Here is an 18,717-nt window from a genome sequence, read left to right as displayed (position 1 = left end):
AATTGCAGCCTTGATGTTTACCTGCCTATTTTCCAGCTATACCGACTTAATTAAACCTCAAATGCCTTGGTTGAAAAAATTTTCTGCCTAACAAACAGAAGTTTGACATTTTTTTAGAGTCAACCTATTTACTAGCCCTGTCAATGGTAAAACTAAAATCCAAAGAAAATATGAGAAATTCAAAAATAAGGGCGCGAGTAATTATTGCCTGAGTTTGCTTGCTTGGCATTTTTTGAGAAACAATTTTTAACACAGCTACAATAATTTCCAGGAAGCTCTCTAGCAAAAGCTATAATACCGAGAATTGTTCTGCAAGTCTTTTCGGGTCGAATGGAGGAAGGCAAGAAATGGGATTAGCTGGGTTAAGAATTGTGTTGATGGAGCCAGCTGGTCCAATGAATGTGGGGTCGATCGCTAGGGCAATGAAAAATTTTGGGCTAAATCATCTGGTAATTGTCAATCCCCAATGCGATCCGCTGTCAATGGAAGCTATGAAAATGGCGGTTCATGCCAAAGAGATTTTAGAATCTGCCGTATTAGTTGCAACGTTACCCGAAGCTTTGCAGGGATGTGTAAGAGTGGTAGCCACTACTGGCAGGGTTCGCAGTCAAGAAACATCTTTAGAAAACCCCCGCACGGCACTACCTTGGTTATTGGAAGAAATAGAAAAACCCGTAGCGCTAATTTTTGGTAGAGAAGACCGGGGATTAAGCAATGAAGAATTAAACTATGCTCAGCGGTTTGTGATGATTCCCACACATGAGAGTTATCAATCTCTCAATCTGGCTACGGCTGTGGCCATCTGCTGTTATGAACTGGCACAATTTACAGAATTATCTGCAACTGAGTCACCATCAATAGAACTCGCACCTTGGGATGTGGTGGAAGCTTATTACCAACAATTAGAATCTTTACTGCTGAAGATAGGTTATCTTTATCCCCATACCGCAGCTAGCCGAATGGAAAAATTTAGGCAACTATATAATCGTACACACCTGCAAACGACTGAAGTAGCTATGTTGCGAGGGATTTTGCGGCAAGTAGAATGGGCACTGAAAAACCATAGCGATCGTGAAATCTTGTAATTCATCGATTAATATGTACGCATTCATCCCCCCAAAATAGATAATATGGCCTAAACTAAACACAAAAATGCTACTTAGTGGCAAAAAGTGATTTCAGTATTAGATTGCTTGAGGAGTGAGTTTTGGGCCGGGAGTCAGCAGGAAAAAAATCGATTGGGTCACAAGGAGTAGCGGTGTCAGAATCGAGTGAAAAACTTAGAGCTTTCTCGCGGCGTCAACCCGTAAACCGCCGCCAGCGTCCACCCAAAGTGCAAAAAGTGGAACCCAAAAAAGTGAAAGTTCCCAACCAAAAGCGTGCTGTCGCTAAAGAAGCCACGCTTACACGGGTAACCAAGAGTGCTAATAACTCTCCAATGGCGGCTGGGGTATCAAGGTCAAGACCAGGGCTGGTAATGCCAGCAGCGGTGAAACCAATCCCCAGAACGAAGGTAACGGCTCCTCAAGTACAACCCAGTACTGTAAAGTTGAAGACAGTACGGGTCGATCGGCATGGGTCGCCTAAAACAGCCATGCGATCGCGTAAGACACGTTTAAAACCAATGGCAAGAACACTGCTGTATACCATGCGGCTGTTGATTGTGGGAGTTGGTATCGGCGCGATTATGGGCACGGTTTTATCTGTATTAGACCCAGCTACTCGGATGACACCAACTTCTTCAACATCTAATACTAATGTTGGGCAATCCCAATCCCAACCTACCCCAACTGCTCAAACGCCTTCTGGCTTATATTTATCTCAGGAAATTACCTCGTTGAAAACTGCCGTGCAAAACCTGGCGGCGGCAAATCCAAATCTGACACCGGGAGTTTTATTAGTAGATTTGGATACAGGTGCTTATGTAGATGTGAATAGCGCTACTAGTTTTCCAGCGGCCAGTACGATTAAAATACCAATTTTGGTCGCCTTCTTCCAAGATTTAGATGCAGGGAAAATCCGCCTGGATGAAATGCTGACCATGCAGCAACAGATGATTGCTGGTGGCTCCGGAAATATGCAATACAAGCCGGCGGGTACTCAGTACACGGCTTTAGAAGTCGCCACTAAAATGATTACCATCAGCGACAATACAGCAACAAATATGCTGATTGCTCGACTGGGAGGGATAGAAGCGTTGAACCAGCGTTTCCGCAGTTGGGGTTTGACAACTACAGCAATTCGCAATCAACTTCCAGATTTACAAGGGACAAATACCACCAGTCCCAAGGAATTAGCTACCTTGATGGCGATGGTAAATCAGGGGAATTTGGTAAATATGCGATCGCGCGATCGGCTGCTTGATATCATGCGCCAAACTCAAAAAGACACTTTGCTGCCATCTGGTTTAGGAGCAGGCGCTAGTATTGCCCACAAAACAGGCGATATCGGCACAATGCTGGCAGATGCAGGTTTAGTTGATATCCCCACTGGTAAGCGCTACATAGCCGCAGTTATGGTACAGCGTCCCAATAACGACCTCCGCGCTGAAAAACTCATTAGCGCCATTTCTCGTGCCGCTTACCAACAATTTAGCCAAAATGCGGTTATGCCCAGTGGCACTACAACCACTATGCCCAGTGGCACTACAACCACTATGCCTGCAACTGGTTATCAGTCGCCAGTAATGGCTCCTCCTGTACCCATGCCCAACAGTACATTCAATACTGTACCCATGCCCAACAATACAGGCAGTACTGTACCCATGAATGGTTATCAACCCCCAATCATGGCTCCTTATCCCAACGGCATGGTAAACCCTATGCCTAATACTGGTTATCCATCATCTCCAGTCATGAATCCCCAGTATTACCCACCTAGATAAGTGCAGGGCAGTTGGGGACTTCCAGCTATGAATGCAAGGGAGCAGGGAGAGAAGGAGGACAGGGAGGACAAGGGAGAAGTAATTAATAAGACTTGCCCAATGCTCACCGGACTACTTACAAGTTAACAAAAACATAATGAAGTATGAAAAAAAGGTGAAGTATTTAGCCTAAAGGTTGAAAATAAAAATGGAATGGTTCATTTCAAATTTCATCATTAATACTTTACATTTGATACTTCATTTAATATGGAATCAACTACACCTTCAATCGAATTTTTTGCTGGACTTTTTGAAGATCTGAGTAATGTAAGTTTGCGACGCGAAGTCCGTACTGGTAAACGCATAGTTGTGATGTTTTTCGAGAAATTGCAAGCTTTGGAAGGGTTTAATAGCTTTACCAAACCATCTTTGAATTCCTTGCGTTTAACAGATGAAGAAGGTGAAATTAATTTTACTCCTGCTTCTACTCGATTCATTTTTGGCGGTGATGAAGGGGATGAATTACAGCGAGTCGAGTGTAAATTGGAAATTGAGCAGGATGACCGTTGGGACAGATTCATGCGATTTATGCATCGCTATGCTGAGGCTAATGGCATGGAATATGGGGAACGTTAGATGTTGCTTGCGATCGCTGCTCGGAATTTTAGGTGATTTTGGCCATATTAACAGCCCCACTGTCGCAAGATATAATAGCGGCGGTTGCGTCATTATGTTATGTAGCAACCACCTTTGTATTTTGCATTTTTTAGCAACTATAGCAGTCCTATTTCATTTGTGAAAAAACAAAGTACATTTGTAGATCCTTCTTTCCTATTCCCTGGCTCAATGAGTAATTTCACAACTCATTTAGGATTGCTATATAATAATTAATGCTAATATACGGATTAAGTGACAAACCTGCAATCTGCTGTACTTGTAATGTTTTTATGGGTGAGGGCGGGTGCAATATAATGAATTAGGATCGTTATAGTCGTGATGGCTAGCCTTTGTTTTGTCATCTGGGTATTTGATTTCACAATACTTATCCAAGTTTATGCCAATTGGTATGGGTTCCCCAATAACAAAAGAATTATTCTTACCTTTTTTGATAGGTTTATATAAACAAACCCAACGAAAGATAGGCCAAACATTCTTGTATTGATTTTTGTAATCTATTCCTAATTTTTGAATAGGGATATTGTTTTTCACTTCATCAGTCTCTTCATATATAAAGTCTTTTGTACATACATCATTCAAATCAATTTTGGCTTCATAAGATTGGTATCTTGATGCCAAATTTTTTCTTTGTATAATTTGGAAAATGTTAAAACCAGAAATAACTAACAATAAAAATAAAACAATAAAAAAAGGATAATCAGCCGGATTTATAGATAACTTAAGTACTGAATTTTGATGCAACCTTTGTGGGTTTACTAGTGGTAATTTATTGCTAACTAAATTTTGATTAAGCTCAGGTTGTAGTTGTAATGTAGTTTCCGTTGCTTCCCTAAGTGCATTTAATGCTTCTGTAGCTGACTGATAGCGTAACTCAAAATTTTGGCACACCATTCTGTCTAGAACGTGAGCAAGAGCTTTGCTTACCTTGGGTGCATGTTTGTGCCAGACAAAATCTCCAGAGTTTGCTTTTTTTAAATTACAAGGGTGCAAGCTAGTTAAGGCTTGAATGGCGATCATTCCTACAGCGTAGATGTCACTGCTTGGCTGGGGGTTACCGTTTTCTTGTTCGGTGGGCATATAACCAAAGGTTCCTACTTTATAGGTTATGCTGGGTTGCCCATTTAAATCAACTTCTAGAGTACTGATTTCTTTGACAGCTCCAAAGTCAATCATGACAATTTTGCCATCAGAGCTTCGCCGGATTAAATTCGATGGTTTGATGTCTCTATGGATCACACTTTGCTGATGGACAAATTCTAAGATTTTGAGAATATCCTCTAATAAAGTAATTACCTTATTCTCACTTAGATGATTACCTGGAGTGATTTCATGGCTCAGATCATAGCCATCAATCAATTCCTGAACTAGATAAAATTCTTCATTTTCCTCCTCAAAGTAGCCTAATAGTTTAGGAATTTGATCATGCTTCTCTCCTAATCGCTCTAAGACTTTGGCTTCATTGGCAAACATTTTTCGAGCTTTCAATAAAATAATAGGGTTATTGCTTTGTAGGCTGAGTTGTTTAACTACACATTTAGGAGAGCTTGGTAGATGCATATCAACAGCCAGGTAAGTGATACCATATCCTCCTTGTTTCAGCCTTTTTTCAATTCGGTAACGTTCTCCGATTATTGTTCCGCTTTGCTTCATATGAGGCCATCCATTTACTAGTATATTGTTGTCAATTCATACAGTAGATTAGGGAACGGATTACCTATCGTTTAACTTTCAGGGCTTGATTGTGACGAAATTTTATATGCGATAACTAATAGTCAAAAAACCGCTAAGCTCATTATCTTAGGCAGTTACAGCATTGTCTTTGATGAAAACTATTTTTTATCAGTACTATGTTAACTTCAAAGCCTACTGAAGCTTTTCCAAAAATTTGATAACAATATTTATATATAATTTTGCATTTAAACTAATATTATTTTTACTAGTCATAAATAGTGCCACCCTGGTGCTATGAGCTTGTTGTGTATAAAATTTTATATTAGCAAAACACCTAGGGGTTGACGCTATATGTCTGATAAAGATTATATTTTCTGATATCGCATTCCTGGTAGTTGCGAAACCAAACCCATAAGTTCTAACTGCAACAAAGCGCTGGAAACTGAGCCAGCAGCCAAGCCTGTTTTTTGGACAATAAAATCGAATGGTAAGGCATCAACACCAAAAGTACTTATTACCTGTTGCAATTCTGGTGGTAAATCTGGCAAAGTCAACTGCTGCGGTGCTGAAGATTCTGCAACTACATCCAGTTTTGGTATTGCGCCCAGCATTTTTAAAAGTTCGTCTAGTTCTTTAAGAATTATAGAAGCTCCTTGACTAATTAATTTTAAACACCCTTGGGATGGATGGTCGTCTACCCTACCAGGTAATGCATAGACATCTCTGCCGAAATCATTGGCGTATGTGGCGGTAATTAAAGCACCAGATTTTAATGGTGCTTCTATAACTAAGATGGCACGGCTTAAACCTGCAATAATGCGATTGCGGCGTGGAAAGTGGCTGCGATCTGGTGGCGTTTTGGCAGGATATTCACTTACAACTAATCCCGCGCTCAAAATCTGTTTGTACAAATCCCGGTTTTTGGGTGGATAGATGACATCTACACCTGTACCTAAAACTGCGATCGTCCGTCCACCTGCTTTCATCGTTGCTATGTGGCTTTCGGTATCAATTCCCTCAGCCATCCCAGAAACAACTGTAAAGCCGTTTTTCGCCAAAGCTGTACTAATCTGGCGAGTCCAACGAATGCCGTAATCTGAGGGTTGACGAGTCCCGACAATGCCAACTAGAGGTTTGTTTCCGAGATTTTCTTGCAGTTCCACTTCACCGCGATAGTACAAACTGGGGGGTGGACTGGGAGTTTCTAATAGCAAGCGAGGATAATCTGCATCTGCTGGTGTCCAAAAATGGGGATTTTCCTGTTCGTGCTTGAGGAGTAGTTGTTCTGGATGCAAACGCGATCGCTGTTTTACTACTTTTTCCAATGTCTGAAAACCAAAACCCTCTACCTGTGCCAATTCAGCCGCAGTCGCTTTCCAAGCTATTGCCAGCGTGCCAAAATGCTGTTGCAAGCGTCGTAGCAATACTGGTCCAATCCCAGAAATTTGTGACCAAGCTAACCAATATGCGCGTTCTTCTGCCACTTATCCATCCTCACACCAACTGGATTGAGTATTCCCAAATTCGGTTGATTGATTATTGCTGGGAATAAATTAACCAGAACAGCACTAAATTATTGATAAATCTTGACTAATGGCACATGAGCATTGAGTATTAACTATTGGTTTTCTTATTCTCCTGAGCCATGAAATTTTTCCGACGATTGCTGTTATCCCTATCTGGGTGTTTAATATTTTTGATTCTTGATGCTCTGACAGTTTCATTGCCAAGTTTGGCATCTGAAAAACTTATTGTTAGATATGGTTTGTTTGAGCAATCCCTACCTATAGCAGACATTCGTAAGTACGCTGAAAACCAACAAGTTTCTTCAGATCTTCAATCTTTTCTGCGTTATCTTAGCCCTGAACAACAGCAACAGTTACAGGCAGCTTTGCAAATAAAAATGTCTCTTGATATTTCTGCTGTAGATAAACTAGCAGATACCATAGTTGGTAAGCAAATTTTATATTTTGCATCTCAAGCAATTGACCGCCGCGATCAAGCTGGTGTCTCAGCATTAAGATCTGCAATTATTTTAGGTGCTAAATCTCCAGAAGGTCTGGGTGTAGTCAGCTTTTTAGAAGCTTACCCCAGTAGCAGATTAGTTGTTGACTTACCAAAAGCTTTCAAGTTAGTTAGTATGTCAAACTTATTTTCTAGTGATTCTAATGAAAAACCAAAGGATAATTTAGATTCTTCAGTTTTAAGTAAACTTGCATTTCAATATCAAATATTTGCCACCCAGGGTAAGCAATATTCAGGCTGTTTGTTTGGTGATTCTATTTCGGCTGGATTGGGTAATACATTAGGTAATCAGAATTTTAATTTTGGCTTTAATGGTCTTAGCTCTATTTCATTGATTCCCCAACTTCAAAGTTTAAATGATAATAAGGTGAAATGCCAAAAAGCGATTATTGCTATTGGAGCAAATGATGCTTTGTATGGAATTAATGATGAATTATTTAGCAAAAATCTGCAAGAGGCGATCGCGCTTGTCCGCAAACTGGAATCGCAGGAGGTTTTTCTGATTCCAGCCTTTTACTCAACGGTTGCAGCTAGCTCAAATCCCAATTTAGCAGCACCACTTTCTAAGGTTGAACAAATTAATGCTTTAATTACTCAAGTTGCAGCTAGAGAAAAAGTATCAGTTGTAGAAGCAGGTGTGGCACCATTGTATGAAAATAAAGTTCTGAAACAGAATTTAACAACTGATGGTGTCCATCTCAATGCAGAAGGACTCAAGATTTACCAAGGAGCATTATTGCAAATCCTTGGTAAATAATCTCAGTTAATTTTTACGCTTTCCAATTAAAAAAATGTGCATAAATATAAGCGATCGCTTCATCAATCACTGTACGTACACCTTGGCTATAACGCCACCATTTTTTAGGATCGTAATCTTGTGTTTTGGCTGCGATCGCACCTACGTTAATCTGAGGAGCCAGTACTTTTTGAAATAGCAGCCAACTCCTGCGAGTATGAGCATCCCAGGAGAAAAGATTAATTGATTTAGGTTGTAAATTGGACTTAGATAGCCAGCGGCCAAATTCGGCAGCAGATGTATAGCTACGATCTTTAATTACGTAGGGTGCAGGTACAGCTACCACCTTCTCTGGTTCCAAACCCAGTTTTTTTAAGGTGGCTGCTGCTACATCTGCAAACGTGTTGTATGCCGTTAAATAATTTCCTCGCTCTAAAGTGCCTCCTGTAGTAATTATTTGGCGATAATTACCACTTTTAAATTCAATTACAGCTTGTTGTATTGCATAGTCTGGTAGCCATCCTTCCACAACTAATAATTCTGCTGATTTGATGGGAGAAGTAACCGCCAGAAATGGGTGGATATGAGTAATCGTGAAAATTATTAAAGCAGTAAGTAATGCGATCGCAATTATCCAACCCTGAACCGTCAATATCCACATTTCTTGGCGTTTGATTAATCTGAATTTGGGAATTTTTAGCCGCTGGCGATTTTTTTTGTTCTGCATTAAACCTGTTGTGAACGCTGTTGTTTCAAATAAGTAAACACAGATTTATCTCCAATATCCGCAGGAATTGCTTGTACTGTCTTACGCAAGGCAAATACTAAAAACAAGACTGCCCAAATTCCCAATAAAACTTGTTCTAATTGAATTGGTAAAATCCCCAGCAAATGACCTAATAACAACAGCGGTACTGTAAAAGTTAAGACTTTAGTTTCTAGGCGATTAAAGCAAAAAGCCTCTTTGAAATAAATACCAGTCAAGGCTACAAAGGTAAATCCTACTCCGAATAAGGTAAAAGGATGATTGTAAATGGTAACAGCTAAAGGTTCACTATTAGAAAACGCCAATCCCACTGATGCAATGCTACCAATCGCCCAAAAAACCTGTAAAAATCGGTGCAGTATTGCCATGTATATGTGGATGGTTAACAAACTAACACCAAGAGCAAGAGTAAAACAGGCAAATAGCGGAGTTAGTACCGCAAAATTTGTTGGGTGATTGTTGAACAATACTAAAGCGCTACCTATAGCAAAGCTGAGTGCAGCTATCATTAATCCAGCGCGATAGATAATTACACCAGTGCGATCGCTCTGAGTAATTGTAAATTCTCCAAACTGACCTTGATAAACTTCTGGGGCTGATAATGTTTGCGTAGTCATAATAAATCAGTTATGAGACTGAATTGATAATTAGTCCCTTCTAGTCTAATAACAAATGACTAATGACTAATAGCCAAGAAGACGCAAAGCGTACACTTCTCAAAATTGAAGCACTTAGTCATTTGCTCCCGACTACCCTACAGGAAGCAAGCTACAGCCGTGGAGACGAAAAAATCTATTGCTGATTTGAATCCTTAAGCTTGACATTTGGCTTGTTTCCGTGTCCCTGTGTCCTCTTCAATTCAGGGTAAATGCATTTTAAAGAAAACTCACTTTTTCGGAAAATCTCTGATTGGTTCTGTATTTATATGTAGTTAAAGTTGCTTGCGAGTTTAATTTTATACTTTTTTATCAACTATCTTCTGGAGAATTTATGAGTTTAATGACAAAGTTGACAGCAGGATTGTTGACTTTTGCAACATTGATGGCTGGAGTATTGCCTGCAATGGCTCGTCCGGCGACCTTGACGAGTAGAAGTAATCTGCGAACAGGTGCATCTTTGACAGCAACCGTAGAAGAAATCTTACCATCGGGCAGTAATGTGGAGGTTTTGAATATTACAGGGGGAGATGATGGCGACTACTGGTACTTTGTGCAACCAACGGTGGAAGGAACAGCAAGCGGTTGGATACGAAGCGATTTAGTTAGCTTTAAGCCGAGCAACAAGCGTTATGCTACCATAGCGGGCAATCGCGGCTATAAAATTAACGTGCGTTTCTCTCCCAACTTAAGAAGCAAGGTTCTGTACAACGCGCTGTCAGGTGATTTGGTGACGGTTGAAGATTCGTATCAACAGGCGGGTCAATATCGTTGGTATCGCATCAAGTTCCCAAATAATGTTACTGGTTGGGTGCGAGAAGATCTGCTATCGATATGGCCGCAAGGATGTATTATTACTTGTCCTGCAAATTAGGCGATGCCTGCGGCGGGCTACGCCTACGCAGAGCGGCAAAAAAGCTAAATCCAAAATGGTATTATGTGCTTTTTTGCCAGCTTAAAGTGTGTTTGCGCTGCTAATAACTTCTAGACTATCTTGCAAGTTGATCTGCAATCGGGAATGTGCATTACCGCTATTGATGGCAATTTCTACCCAACCGTGACTTCCAACTAAAGCGATCGCCTCTCCAACCTGAACATCGCTGTAAGTTGCACACCCCGGTATAGTCAACCCACGAACTTGCACGCACCAGGTTTTACCTTGCACATAACTCCCAGGAATATTGCTGACTAAGTTGCCAAAGTGGTCAATATATTGAATACAACCCATTACACCAGTGCTTGTCTCTTTGCATTCACCGATATTTAGCTGTACCAAAGTTGCTGGATCGATTTCTTGCCCTAGTTCTTGGATGGGTACACCACTAGCAAGATTAGCTCCCACTGGTGCAAAGATATCTCTACCGTGGAATGTGGTACTGGGTTGAGGAGTTCGCCAATAGTTAAAATTTGTTAATTCAACTGCTGCGATCGCTGATTTTTGACTGAGTACTCCACTAAAGATGCCATTATCTGGCCCTACTAGAAATCCTTGGACAAATTCTACTGCGATCGCCCTTCGCCTGCTTCCCACCCCCGGATCTACCACAGCTACATGTACTGTCCCCATTGAGAAATAAGGATAAGCATTCATTAAGCAGAACCTAGCGGCGGCGATACTTTGCGGCGGAATCTGGTGAGTTAAGTCTACTACCGTCAGCTTGGGGTTGATTTGAGCAATTACTCCCTTCATTACACCCACATAGACATCGCGATCGCCAAAATCGCTCAACAATGTCAGGATACTTGTTTTGGCATCAAGGATTTGTGATTGCCCCATTGATATACACGATGTGTATCTATAAATATATAATAAAGCAGATTTTTCTGTAACAAAGACTACGAAATTTGTGCTATATTAAGAAGACGAGACAAAGATGATGACAGATGACCAGGTAATCATTATGAATACAACTAGACTACAAGCCGCTAATACAGCTAAAGAAGCTCACAGACAAAATATTCAAAGAGATATCGAACGTCGTTTGCAAGTAGCCAGAGCCAAGGGCGACGACAAGCTAATTCGCCAATTGGAAGACGAAATGAGATACTGTGCTTAAATCAAGTCTTCAAATTTATAGTTTTGTTGTGTGTAAACCCGCTGTAGCGGGTTTTTGTTTGTCATTAGTCATTGGGCATTGGGCAAGGGTCAACAGTCACAAGTTTTTTCTTCCTTCCCCCGCTCCTTGCGCCCCTTTCCTACTCCTCAGGGTCAAATCCCAATGCTCGTAATTGTGCTGCCAAACGTTCAGCGCGTTGCATAGCGGCTTCTTTAGCCTGTTGCTCTTGTTCAGCACGTTCTGCACCTGTAGAAATCACATTACCAGTAGCATCACACCACCTCAGCCAAACATCTCGCTTGCCTTCATATACACCTGACCACAAGCATAAACCTAACTCAACTTCAGTTAGCCATTGGTCGCTCATGGGCACATATTGTCGCCCGTGTAACTCATACATTTGTAAAACTTCACCGCCAAGTTGCTGAGTTGGGTCAAAGATAATGTATTATATGACCCGCATCCTGGCATAGTCTAATAATTTTCGCCCGGTTTCATTACCTTCTCGATAAGAGACAATTTCTATCACCACTTCTGGTGGTTTACCAAACTCCCAAAAAAAATAAGAGCGATGTCTTTTTTCCCACCAGTTTTCGGCTACCTGTACATCTAGGCTTAAAAACACATCGGGGACAATTGGCGGTTGCTTGCTACTGGGATACAATCCCACATTAGCAGCAACGATAAACCCTTGGGCATTACTTGCTCCATTCCAAGAACTATAAAGGGTTTCTGTCAGTAGCCGTTGTTATTTTTCTGATGGTAAATTATCCAAGGGTTCGTCATCCTCTGTTACCAGAAGACTAACATCTGGCAACAAATCTTCTGTTGAGGTGATAGCTTCACTCATAGGGAATCTGGAAATAGCGGCTTGATTCTATTGTGACAGCATCGCTCATTCCCTTGAATATTAGTAAAATTTTAGTTTGTAAGTTTCAGCAACTTGCAATTTTTTTGCTTGTTAAACAATATATTTTTTGTACATGGACAAAATTCACACTGAATTCAATAAGCATTTCTCCAAATGGGAAATTACCTTGCCAGAAGATAATTTAAAACAGCGTCATCAAGGTTCAATTTTGCAAGCTGGCTGGAAGATAAATTTTAGTTTCGGAATTAAAGAAGATATTGAGTATCTTGAGTATTATGCCATGCACAGAATGACTAATGATCGTCACATGAGAATTTATGAGAATGGTGAAAAAGAACACTTAGAATGTTTAGAACCGCCTTTAGAATACAGTCCAGCCATTGATGAAAGGCAAAGGGAGCATAATCAACATAACAGAAGAGTTAGAGAAGAACTTAGCTATAAAGGCTTACTCTAACTCTCAATACTGTCTATCAGCCGTCTTAAGTTTTTGGCTTGTAAGTCGAAGTAACGTGCAATTCTTTCAACTGCTTGGCATCTACTCCAGAAGGCGCATCAGTCAATACACAACGGGCTTGTTGTGTCTTCGGAAAAGCGATGACATCGCGGATAGAATCTTCTCCAGCTAGCAACATTACCAAACGATCTAAACCGTAGGCAATGCCACCATGAGGCGGGGTACCATATTCAAACGCCTCTAAGAGAAAGCCAAATTTATTTTGTGCTTCTTCGGGAGACAAACCTATGGCTTCAAACACCTGTTCTTGAATGTCTCGCTGATAAATCCGCCGACTACCGCCACCAACTTCAAAGCCGTTGAATACTAAATCGTAAGCTTGGGCGCGGGCGGTTTTTAAATCATGCAAATCATCAGGATGGGGTGCAGTAAATGGGTGGTGCAGCGCTTCTAGACGTTTTTCATCAGCATTCCACTCGAACATGGGAAAATCGGTAATCCAAAGCAAGTTGATTTTCTCTGGATCAATTAACCCAAACTCTTTAGCCACAAACTGCCGTAATCTATCTAAAGTTTTATTAACTGTAGCGGCATCACCAGCCCCAAATAGGAGCAAATGACCGGCTTTTGCACCTGTACGCTGTAAAATCTCTGCTTTTTGTTCAACGCTGAGGTTGTCTTTAATCGCGCCAATGGTGTCAATTTCACCATCTTCCCTAACGCGGATGTAAGCTAAACCTTTAGCACCCGCTTCACTGGCTTCTTTGAAAATATCGCCGCCTGGTTTGATGCGGACATTAGAAATTGCATCATTACCATTGGGAATTGGCAAGATTTTCACTTCGCCACCGTTGGCTACAGCGTCCCGAAAAACTTTGAAACCAGAATCTTTTAAGACATCAGAAACATTAATTAATTCCAAACCATAACGAGTATCTGGTTTATCACTACCGTAGCGTTCCATCGCTTCGGCATAGGTAAGACGCGGGAAAGGATGGTGTAACTCAATTCCTTTAACGGTTTTGAAAATATAAGAAACTAACTTCTCATTGAGTTCGATAATTTCTTCTTGAGACATGAAACTCATTTCCATGTCCAACTGGGTAAATTCTGGTTGTCTATCCGCTCGTAAGTCTTCATCGCGGAAGCAACGGGCAATCTGATAATATCTGTCCAGACCGGATACCATCAGCAATTGTTTAAATAATTGTGGTGATTGTGGTAACGCAAACCACTCACCAGGGTTGACGCGACTGGGGAGGATATAATCCCGCGCTCCTTCTGGGGTAGAACGAGTAAGTATCGGGGTTTCAATTTCAATAAAACCTTCTACGTCTTCCAAGTAGCGGCGCATGGCTTTGACAACTTGATGACGCAATTGCATATTCCGCGCCATACGTTCGCGTCGCAAATCCAAGTAACGATACTTCAGCCGCAAATCTTCCCGCACTGTCTCAGTGTCAGCTGTGGAAACTTGGAAAGGTAACTGTTTGCGGACAGCGTTGAGTAATTCAATTTTATCCGCGTAGATTTCCACTTCACCTGTAGGTATGCGAGGATTTAGAGATTCGTCAGGACGTTGCGTCACCCTACCAGTGATTTCGACAACGTATTCATTCCGCAGAGCATTTGCTGGCTCATAGGAATCTGGGGTGCGTTGGGGATCGCTAACAATTTGGACAATGCCAGAGCGATCGCGCAAATCTAAAAATATCACGCCCCCATGATCGCGGCGACGGTCTACCCATCCGTACAAGGTAACAGTTTCTCCAATATGTTCTTTTCGGAGTGCGCCGCAATAGTGAGTTCGCATAGTAGTTAATTCTGTTCTTCCGCTCTAGATGGGCAAGTAAATGTCAAAGCTTTCCCATTATCTAGCATCAATAGTATCTAATTGAAGACAAGATGGCATAATCTCCGGACAAAGAACTGAGGAGATTGGTCAAACTTGTGTTGATAAGTAATTGGACAAAATTAAATTCATTGCTGGAGGTAGGAAATCATTAAGAATAGTTTGCATAAACCAAACTCGCGATCGCTTGTACAAGTTGATCTGCTTCTACTGGCTTGGCTAGGTGCTTTTGAAAACCTGCTGCCAAGGCTTGTTGTTGGTTGAATTCACCTGCGAATGCAGTCAAGGCGATCGCGGGAATTTGTTTGCTTTGCTCTGATGGACAGGCTCTCACTTGGCGTATCAGTGTATATCCATCTATTTCTGGCATGGCAATGTCACAAACAAGGACATTTGGCTGAAACTGTTTTAACTCCTTGAATGCCTCTCTTGCTGAGGATGCCGCGGTTACCTCAGCACCATATTGTTGGATGATGAACACCAATAGCTCACGTGTATCAGTTTCATCATCAACTACCAGTACGCGGACTCTACTCAAATCTAATCTATTTTCTCGTTGGGGTTCCTGCGGCTGTTCTTTTGCTGTTGCCAACATTAGCGGTAATTTGACTGTAAACGTTGCTCCCTGTCCTTCCCCAGGGCTGTCTGCGCAGACTCTACCACCATGCATTTCCACGATGTGACGCACGATCGCCAATCCCAATCCTAATCCGCCAAACTGACGCGTAGTGGCACTATCTGCTTGCCGAAATGTCTCAAATACATAAGGCAGAAACTCTGGACTGATTCCCTTACCTGAATCGCTGACTTGAATTTGAGCATCAGTGCCAACAGATTCCAGCTTAATTTTTACTTGTCCGCCAATAGGAGTGAACTTGACTGCATTCGAGAGCAAATTCCACACCACCTGTTGCAGGCGGCTAGCATCACCCATGAAAGGCTTGACAGTAGAAACAATCTCAGTCTGAATTTGAATTGACTTAGCTTCAGCTGCCAAACGTACAGTTTCCTTGGCTGCTTCAATAGTTGCAGCTAAATCAACCGGACAAATGTTGAGTGTCAATTTTCCTTGCAGAATCCGGGAAATATCTAATAAATCTCCAATTAGTTGAGTTTGCAACTTAGCATTGCGCTCTATTGTCTCCAATGCGATCGCTTTTTTTGCCTCATCTAATTTGCCTGCCCGCAGCAGTTGTGTCCAGCCAAGAATGGGATTGAGAGGAGTTCGCAATTCATGGGATAAGACGGCGAGAAACTCATCTTTAATTCGGTTTGCTGCTTCTGCGGCTTCCCTTGCAGCCTGCTCCCGAATTAGTAGTTGTTCGCGCTCTGCTTCTGAACGCTTGCGATCGCTGATATCGATATTGACTCCCAAAAACCGCTCGACTTGCCCATCTACACCACGGGTAATCCGCCCCTTGGATGACAGCCAGACGACGGTGCCATCATTGCGGATAATCCGGAATTCATCGTAGTATTCTTCACCTTGAGCAAATAAATTTTCAACAGTTTGCAATGTCCGTTGGCGATCGTCAGGATGAATAAAGTCTACCCAAGCCTTCGCACTGGGGTCTTCAATACTTCGCTCCAGCCCCAAAATGTCCCAGATCCCTTCTGACCAAGACACCTCTCCAGTTTTCAAATTCCATTCCCAAGTACCAATTTTGGCCGCCCGTTGTGCCAACCGTAGCCGTTGCTCACTATCTCTAAGCGCTTGCTCTGTCCGCTTGCGGTCAGTAATATCACGAGATACGGCAATTACACCTTCAATTGTTTGATTTGAACTTTGTAGAGGAGCAAGAATGTATTCATAGTAGTGTACTCCGTCTGCTGCTAGATAGTCAGCCTCAGCCGTGAGCGGTTGCCCATTTGCCATCACTGCTTCTCGCTGAGCATCCAACCGATTCATAGTTTCTATAACTTCTGGGGCTAAGCCGAGTTCTCGCCAAGTCTTACCCACAAAATCCTCAGGTTTCATGCCCATGACTGTAGCACCGCCATCGCTAACGTATTGATAGCGGCCTAGCCGATCAAAGATATAAATGTGATCGACAGAAGCACAGAGAATCGCGTGTAATACATTCGCCTGGTTTTGGATTTGAGTCATTAACTGACGTGTGCGTTCCTCTATCTGCTTGCGATCGCTAATATTTAAAAACGCTGCTACTGAACCTCTGGCTTTACCCTGCTCATCAAGTAAGGGAGCAGCATAACCAAATAAGTTGAATACAGTGCCATCTCCTCGGACGATATCAACCTCTGTGCCTTTGATTTCAACTTTATGAATGGCAGCATAGCGCAGCGGAAATTCATTCGGAGTAAGTTCCTTACCATCCCGTAAGATTTTGTAGGATGGACGAGGTGCATCAACTGGAGTATAAGAGATGTTGTCTTCAGATGAGATACCCAAAATCTGCGCAAATGCTGGGTTTGCTTTCACCTGCCTAAATTCGGGGTCTTGAGCGACGAGAATGCCAATAGGAATTAGCTCAAACAAAGTTTTCAAGTCTCGGTTAAGAGAAGCGATCGCCACTTCCCGCACTTCCAGCGCTTCTGCCATCTCGTCAATAGCACGAGCAAGTTGACCGATTTCCCCCAATTTATTAGAGAGTCCGGTGCGTGTATTCAGTTCGCCATTGCCCAGTTTCTGAGCTGTTTGCACCAGCAAATTCACCTGCCGGATCAGAAAGATGTCTCCACCTACCCACGCCGCAATTAATGCCAAGATAGTAACAGCACCCAACCCAATCAGATTGCGAACTAATAGCCTGTCTTCCTTTGCAAGTACAGAAGACAGAGGAATGCCAACCCTAATGTAAGCATCAGGGTTGAGGGGATCATCACCTACTGCGGCAAAAGCAAACAGACGAGGGATACCATCCAAGCTATTCGCTTCGTATGTGCCCTCACCTTGAGCGAGTTTCATTTGATAGAAGGCTGCTTCTGGTATAGATTTTCCTACCCACTTCTGCGGCTCGGGATAGCGAACTAATAGCCTGCCTTGGTGATCGACTACACTCAGCACTGCTCCTTGGGATAACCTTACTTGAGCCGCTAACTTGTTCAATTCGGCTAAATCAAGGGCAGCGATCACCACAACTTGAACTCGCCCCAGCTTGTCTAAAATCGGGTAAGCAAAGTTAACCGTTGCTTTTTTGGTAAAACGATCAATCTGATACTCACCAATTGCAAATTTGCTGCTTTGCAAAGCACGCTGGAAATAAGGGCGGTCTGCTAAATTAATTGAGACACTATTAAAAAGACCACTGCAAATTGTGTTTCCTCGCCTATCAAGCACGGCAAAGTTGGCATAGCTAGGATACTGTTTAAGGAGATCGGCAAGCAAGCGATCGCACTCTGCGGAGTTGCCCTTACGAATTACTGGAAGCTGCGCCAAGATTGTGAGAATCTGGCGGGTTGCGTCAACCACCTGTCTCTGGTTATTAGCTGCTAATCTCACCAACCGTAGTGTGTTTTGCTGCGTCTCCAGCGTTGCGCTATGTCTTTGTTCGGAAGCAGTGTAGAGAATTAGCCCCAATGCCGGAACGACGGCTAGGAGAACGAGAAGTACCAGACGAGTACGAAGGCTAGATAATAGTATGCTATTTACCCAGGAACGCATTGTTATTTAGTCTAACCTCCAGTAGACACTAGGTAATTCTCTTCTTGCCTCAAGAAATCGTCCTTATTGAGGGTTGGAATTAACCTCAAAACCTAAAGCCTATAACAGCTATTTTAGATTGATACTACTTTTAGACTAACACTCAAAACTTATACAAACTAAAGGGGTGACTGGAGAGTAATAGACATTGTTGATTAAAAAGATGGAATTTGATAATTATTACACCCAAAGTTATCAAAGTTTGGCGCTAAACGAGTTTACTTTAAATTACTGTCCTTACCCTATTCATAGCTTTAATATTTTTAATAATTAATTTTGTTATTGTTATAAAATTGTTTAATTAAACATAAAACAAATATTACTTTTAAATAGACAATCTTAATATATAACGCTATATATACTTTAGCAATCCGGAATGATTCATGAGAAAATACTGAGAGGAACTGAAGGTAGCGTTTGCAAC

14 protein-coding genes and 1 pseudogene are annotated in these 18,717 nt (G+C 41.9%); 7 read left to right on the top strand and 8 right to left on the bottom strand.

Annotation, left to right across the window (positions count from 1 at the left end; all coding sequences use genetic code 11):
* The first annotated feature begins 347 nt into the window (after nt 1-347).
* The 3 genes from BV372_RS11925 (at nt 348) to psb28 (ending at nt 3,499) form a co-directional block, all read left to right on the top strand.
* On the top strand, nt 348-1,085 hold the full coding sequence (locus BV372_RS11925; RefSeq protein ID WP_086686722.1) for an RNA methyltransferase: 738 nt from the start codon (nt 348-350) through the stop codon (nt 1,083-1,085).
* A gap of 122 nt (nt 1,086-1,207) precedes the next feature.
* The gene (locus BV372_RS11920; RefSeq protein ID WP_086686721.1) at nt 1,208-2,884 is read left to right on the top strand and encodes a serine hydrolase; all 1,677 of its coding nucleotides are present in this window, start codon (nt 1,208-1,210) and stop codon (nt 2,882-2,884) included.
* A 246-nt stretch (nt 2,885-3,130) separates the two neighbouring features.
* Nucleotides 3,131-3,499, top strand: a complete 369-nt coding sequence (gene psb28 / locus BV372_RS11915) for a photosystem II reaction center protein Psb28 (RefSeq protein ID WP_086686720.1) — start codon at nt 3,131-3,133, stop codon at nt 3,497-3,499.
* Between the two features lie 309 nt (nt 3,500-3,808).
* On the opposite strand, the gene BV372_RS11910 is transcribed toward psb28, so the two are convergent.
* Nucleotides 3,809-5,191 carry a serine/threonine-protein kinase gene (locus BV372_RS11910; RefSeq protein WP_086686719.1) on the bottom strand — a complete coding sequence of 461 codons (1,383 nt, stop codon included), beginning with the start codon at nt 5,189-5,191 and terminating at the stop codon, nt 3,809-3,811.
* A 386-nt stretch (nt 5,192-5,577) separates the two neighbouring features.
* Nucleotides 5,578-6,696: a DNA-processing protein DprA gene (gene dprA / locus BV372_RS11905; RefSeq protein WP_086686718.1), complete on the bottom strand. Its 1,119-nt coding sequence runs from the start codon at nt 6,694-6,696 to the stop codon at nt 5,578-5,580.
* A 161-nt stretch (nt 6,697-6,857) separates the two neighbouring features.
* Here dprA and BV372_RS11900 point away from each other — a divergent pair, with 161 nt between their 5' ends.
* Nucleotides 6,858-7,994: an alpha/beta hydrolase gene (locus tag BV372_RS11900; RefSeq protein WP_086686717.1), complete on the top strand. Its 1,137-nt coding sequence runs from the start codon at nt 6,858-6,860 to the stop codon at nt 7,992-7,994.
* 13 nt (nt 7,995-8,007) lie between these two features.
* Here BV372_RS11900 and BV372_RS11895 read toward each other — a convergent pair whose 3' ends face one another.
* Both BV372_RS11895 and BV372_RS11890 read right to left on the bottom strand, forming a co-directional pair.
* The gene (locus BV372_RS11895; RefSeq protein ID WP_086686716.1) at nt 8,008-8,700 is read right to left on the bottom strand and encodes an ElyC/SanA/YdcF family protein; all 693 of its coding nucleotides are present in this window, start codon (nt 8,698-8,700) and stop codon (nt 8,008-8,010) included.
* Nucleotides 8,700-9,356, bottom strand: a complete 657-nt coding sequence (locus BV372_RS11890) for a DUF2301 domain-containing membrane protein (protein WP_086686715.1) — start codon at nt 9,354-9,356, stop codon at nt 8,700-8,702. The genes BV372_RS11895 and BV372_RS11890 overlap by 1 nt, the downstream gene beginning before the upstream one ends.
* Nucleotides 9,357-9,738: 382 nt before the next feature.
* Here BV372_RS11890 and BV372_RS11885 point away from each other — a divergent pair, with 382 nt between their 5' ends.
* Nucleotides 9,739-10,269 (top strand): SH3 domain-containing protein, encoded by a 531-nt coding sequence (locus BV372_RS11885; RefSeq protein ID WP_256973168.1) that lies wholly within the window; start codon nt 9,739-9,741, stop codon nt 10,267-10,269.
* Nucleotides 10,270-10,350: 81 nt separating this feature from the next.
* Here the strand turns inward: BV372_RS11885 and BV372_RS11880 are convergent, their stop codons facing one another.
* Entirely contained in the window at nt 10,351-11,172 is an 822-nt protein-coding gene (locus BV372_RS11880) for an S-adenosyl-l-methionine hydroxide adenosyltransferase family protein (RefSeq protein WP_086686713.1), read from the bottom strand.
* Nucleotides 11,173-11,296: 124 nt separating this feature from the next.
* On the opposite strand from BV372_RS11880, the gene BV372_RS36205 reads away from it, so the two are divergent.
* On the top strand, nt 11,297-11,452 hold the full coding sequence (locus BV372_RS36205; RefSeq protein ID WP_179198059.1) for a hypothetical protein: 156 nt from the start codon (nt 11,297-11,299) through the stop codon (nt 11,450-11,452).
* A 139-nt stretch (nt 11,453-11,591) separates the two neighbouring features.
* Here the strand turns inward: BV372_RS36205 and BV372_RS38360 are convergent.
* A pseudogene (locus BV372_RS38360) lies at nt 11,592-12,302 on the bottom strand (Uma2 family endonuclease).
* A gap of 187 nt (nt 12,303-12,489) precedes the next feature.
* Between BV372_RS38360 and BV372_RS11865 the strand changes: the two are divergent.
* The gene (locus tag BV372_RS11865; protein WP_143845072.1) at nt 12,490-12,780 is read left to right on the top strand and encodes a hypothetical protein; all 291 of its coding nucleotides are present in this window, start codon (nt 12,490-12,492) and stop codon (nt 12,778-12,780) included.
* A gap of 25 nt (nt 12,781-12,805) precedes the next feature.
* On the opposite strand, the gene aspS is transcribed toward BV372_RS11865, so the two are convergent.
* Together aspS and BV372_RS11855 are read right to left on the bottom strand one after the other, a co-directional pair.
* Nucleotides 12,806-14,593 carry an aspartate--tRNA ligase gene (aspS, locus tag BV372_RS11860; protein ID WP_086686710.1) on the bottom strand — a complete coding sequence of 596 codons (1,788 nt, stop codon included), beginning with the start codon at nt 14,591-14,593 and terminating at the stop codon, nt 12,806-12,808.
* Nucleotides 14,594-14,783: 190 nt separating this feature from the next.
* A complete protein-coding gene (locus BV372_RS11855) occupies nt 14,784-18,254 on the bottom strand; it encodes a PAS domain S-box protein (protein WP_086686709.1) in 3,471 nt (1,156 codons plus the stop codon).
* Between the last annotated feature and the right edge of the window lie 463 nt (nt 18,255-18,717).

This window comes from Nostoc sp. T09 (assembly GCF_002154695.1).
Classification (GTDB): domain Bacteria; phylum Cyanobacteriota; class Cyanobacteriia; order Cyanobacteriales; family Nostocaceae; genus Aulosira.
Note: the sequence above shows the minus strand (reverse complement) of the source record. Positions and strands in the feature narration are given on the sequence as shown.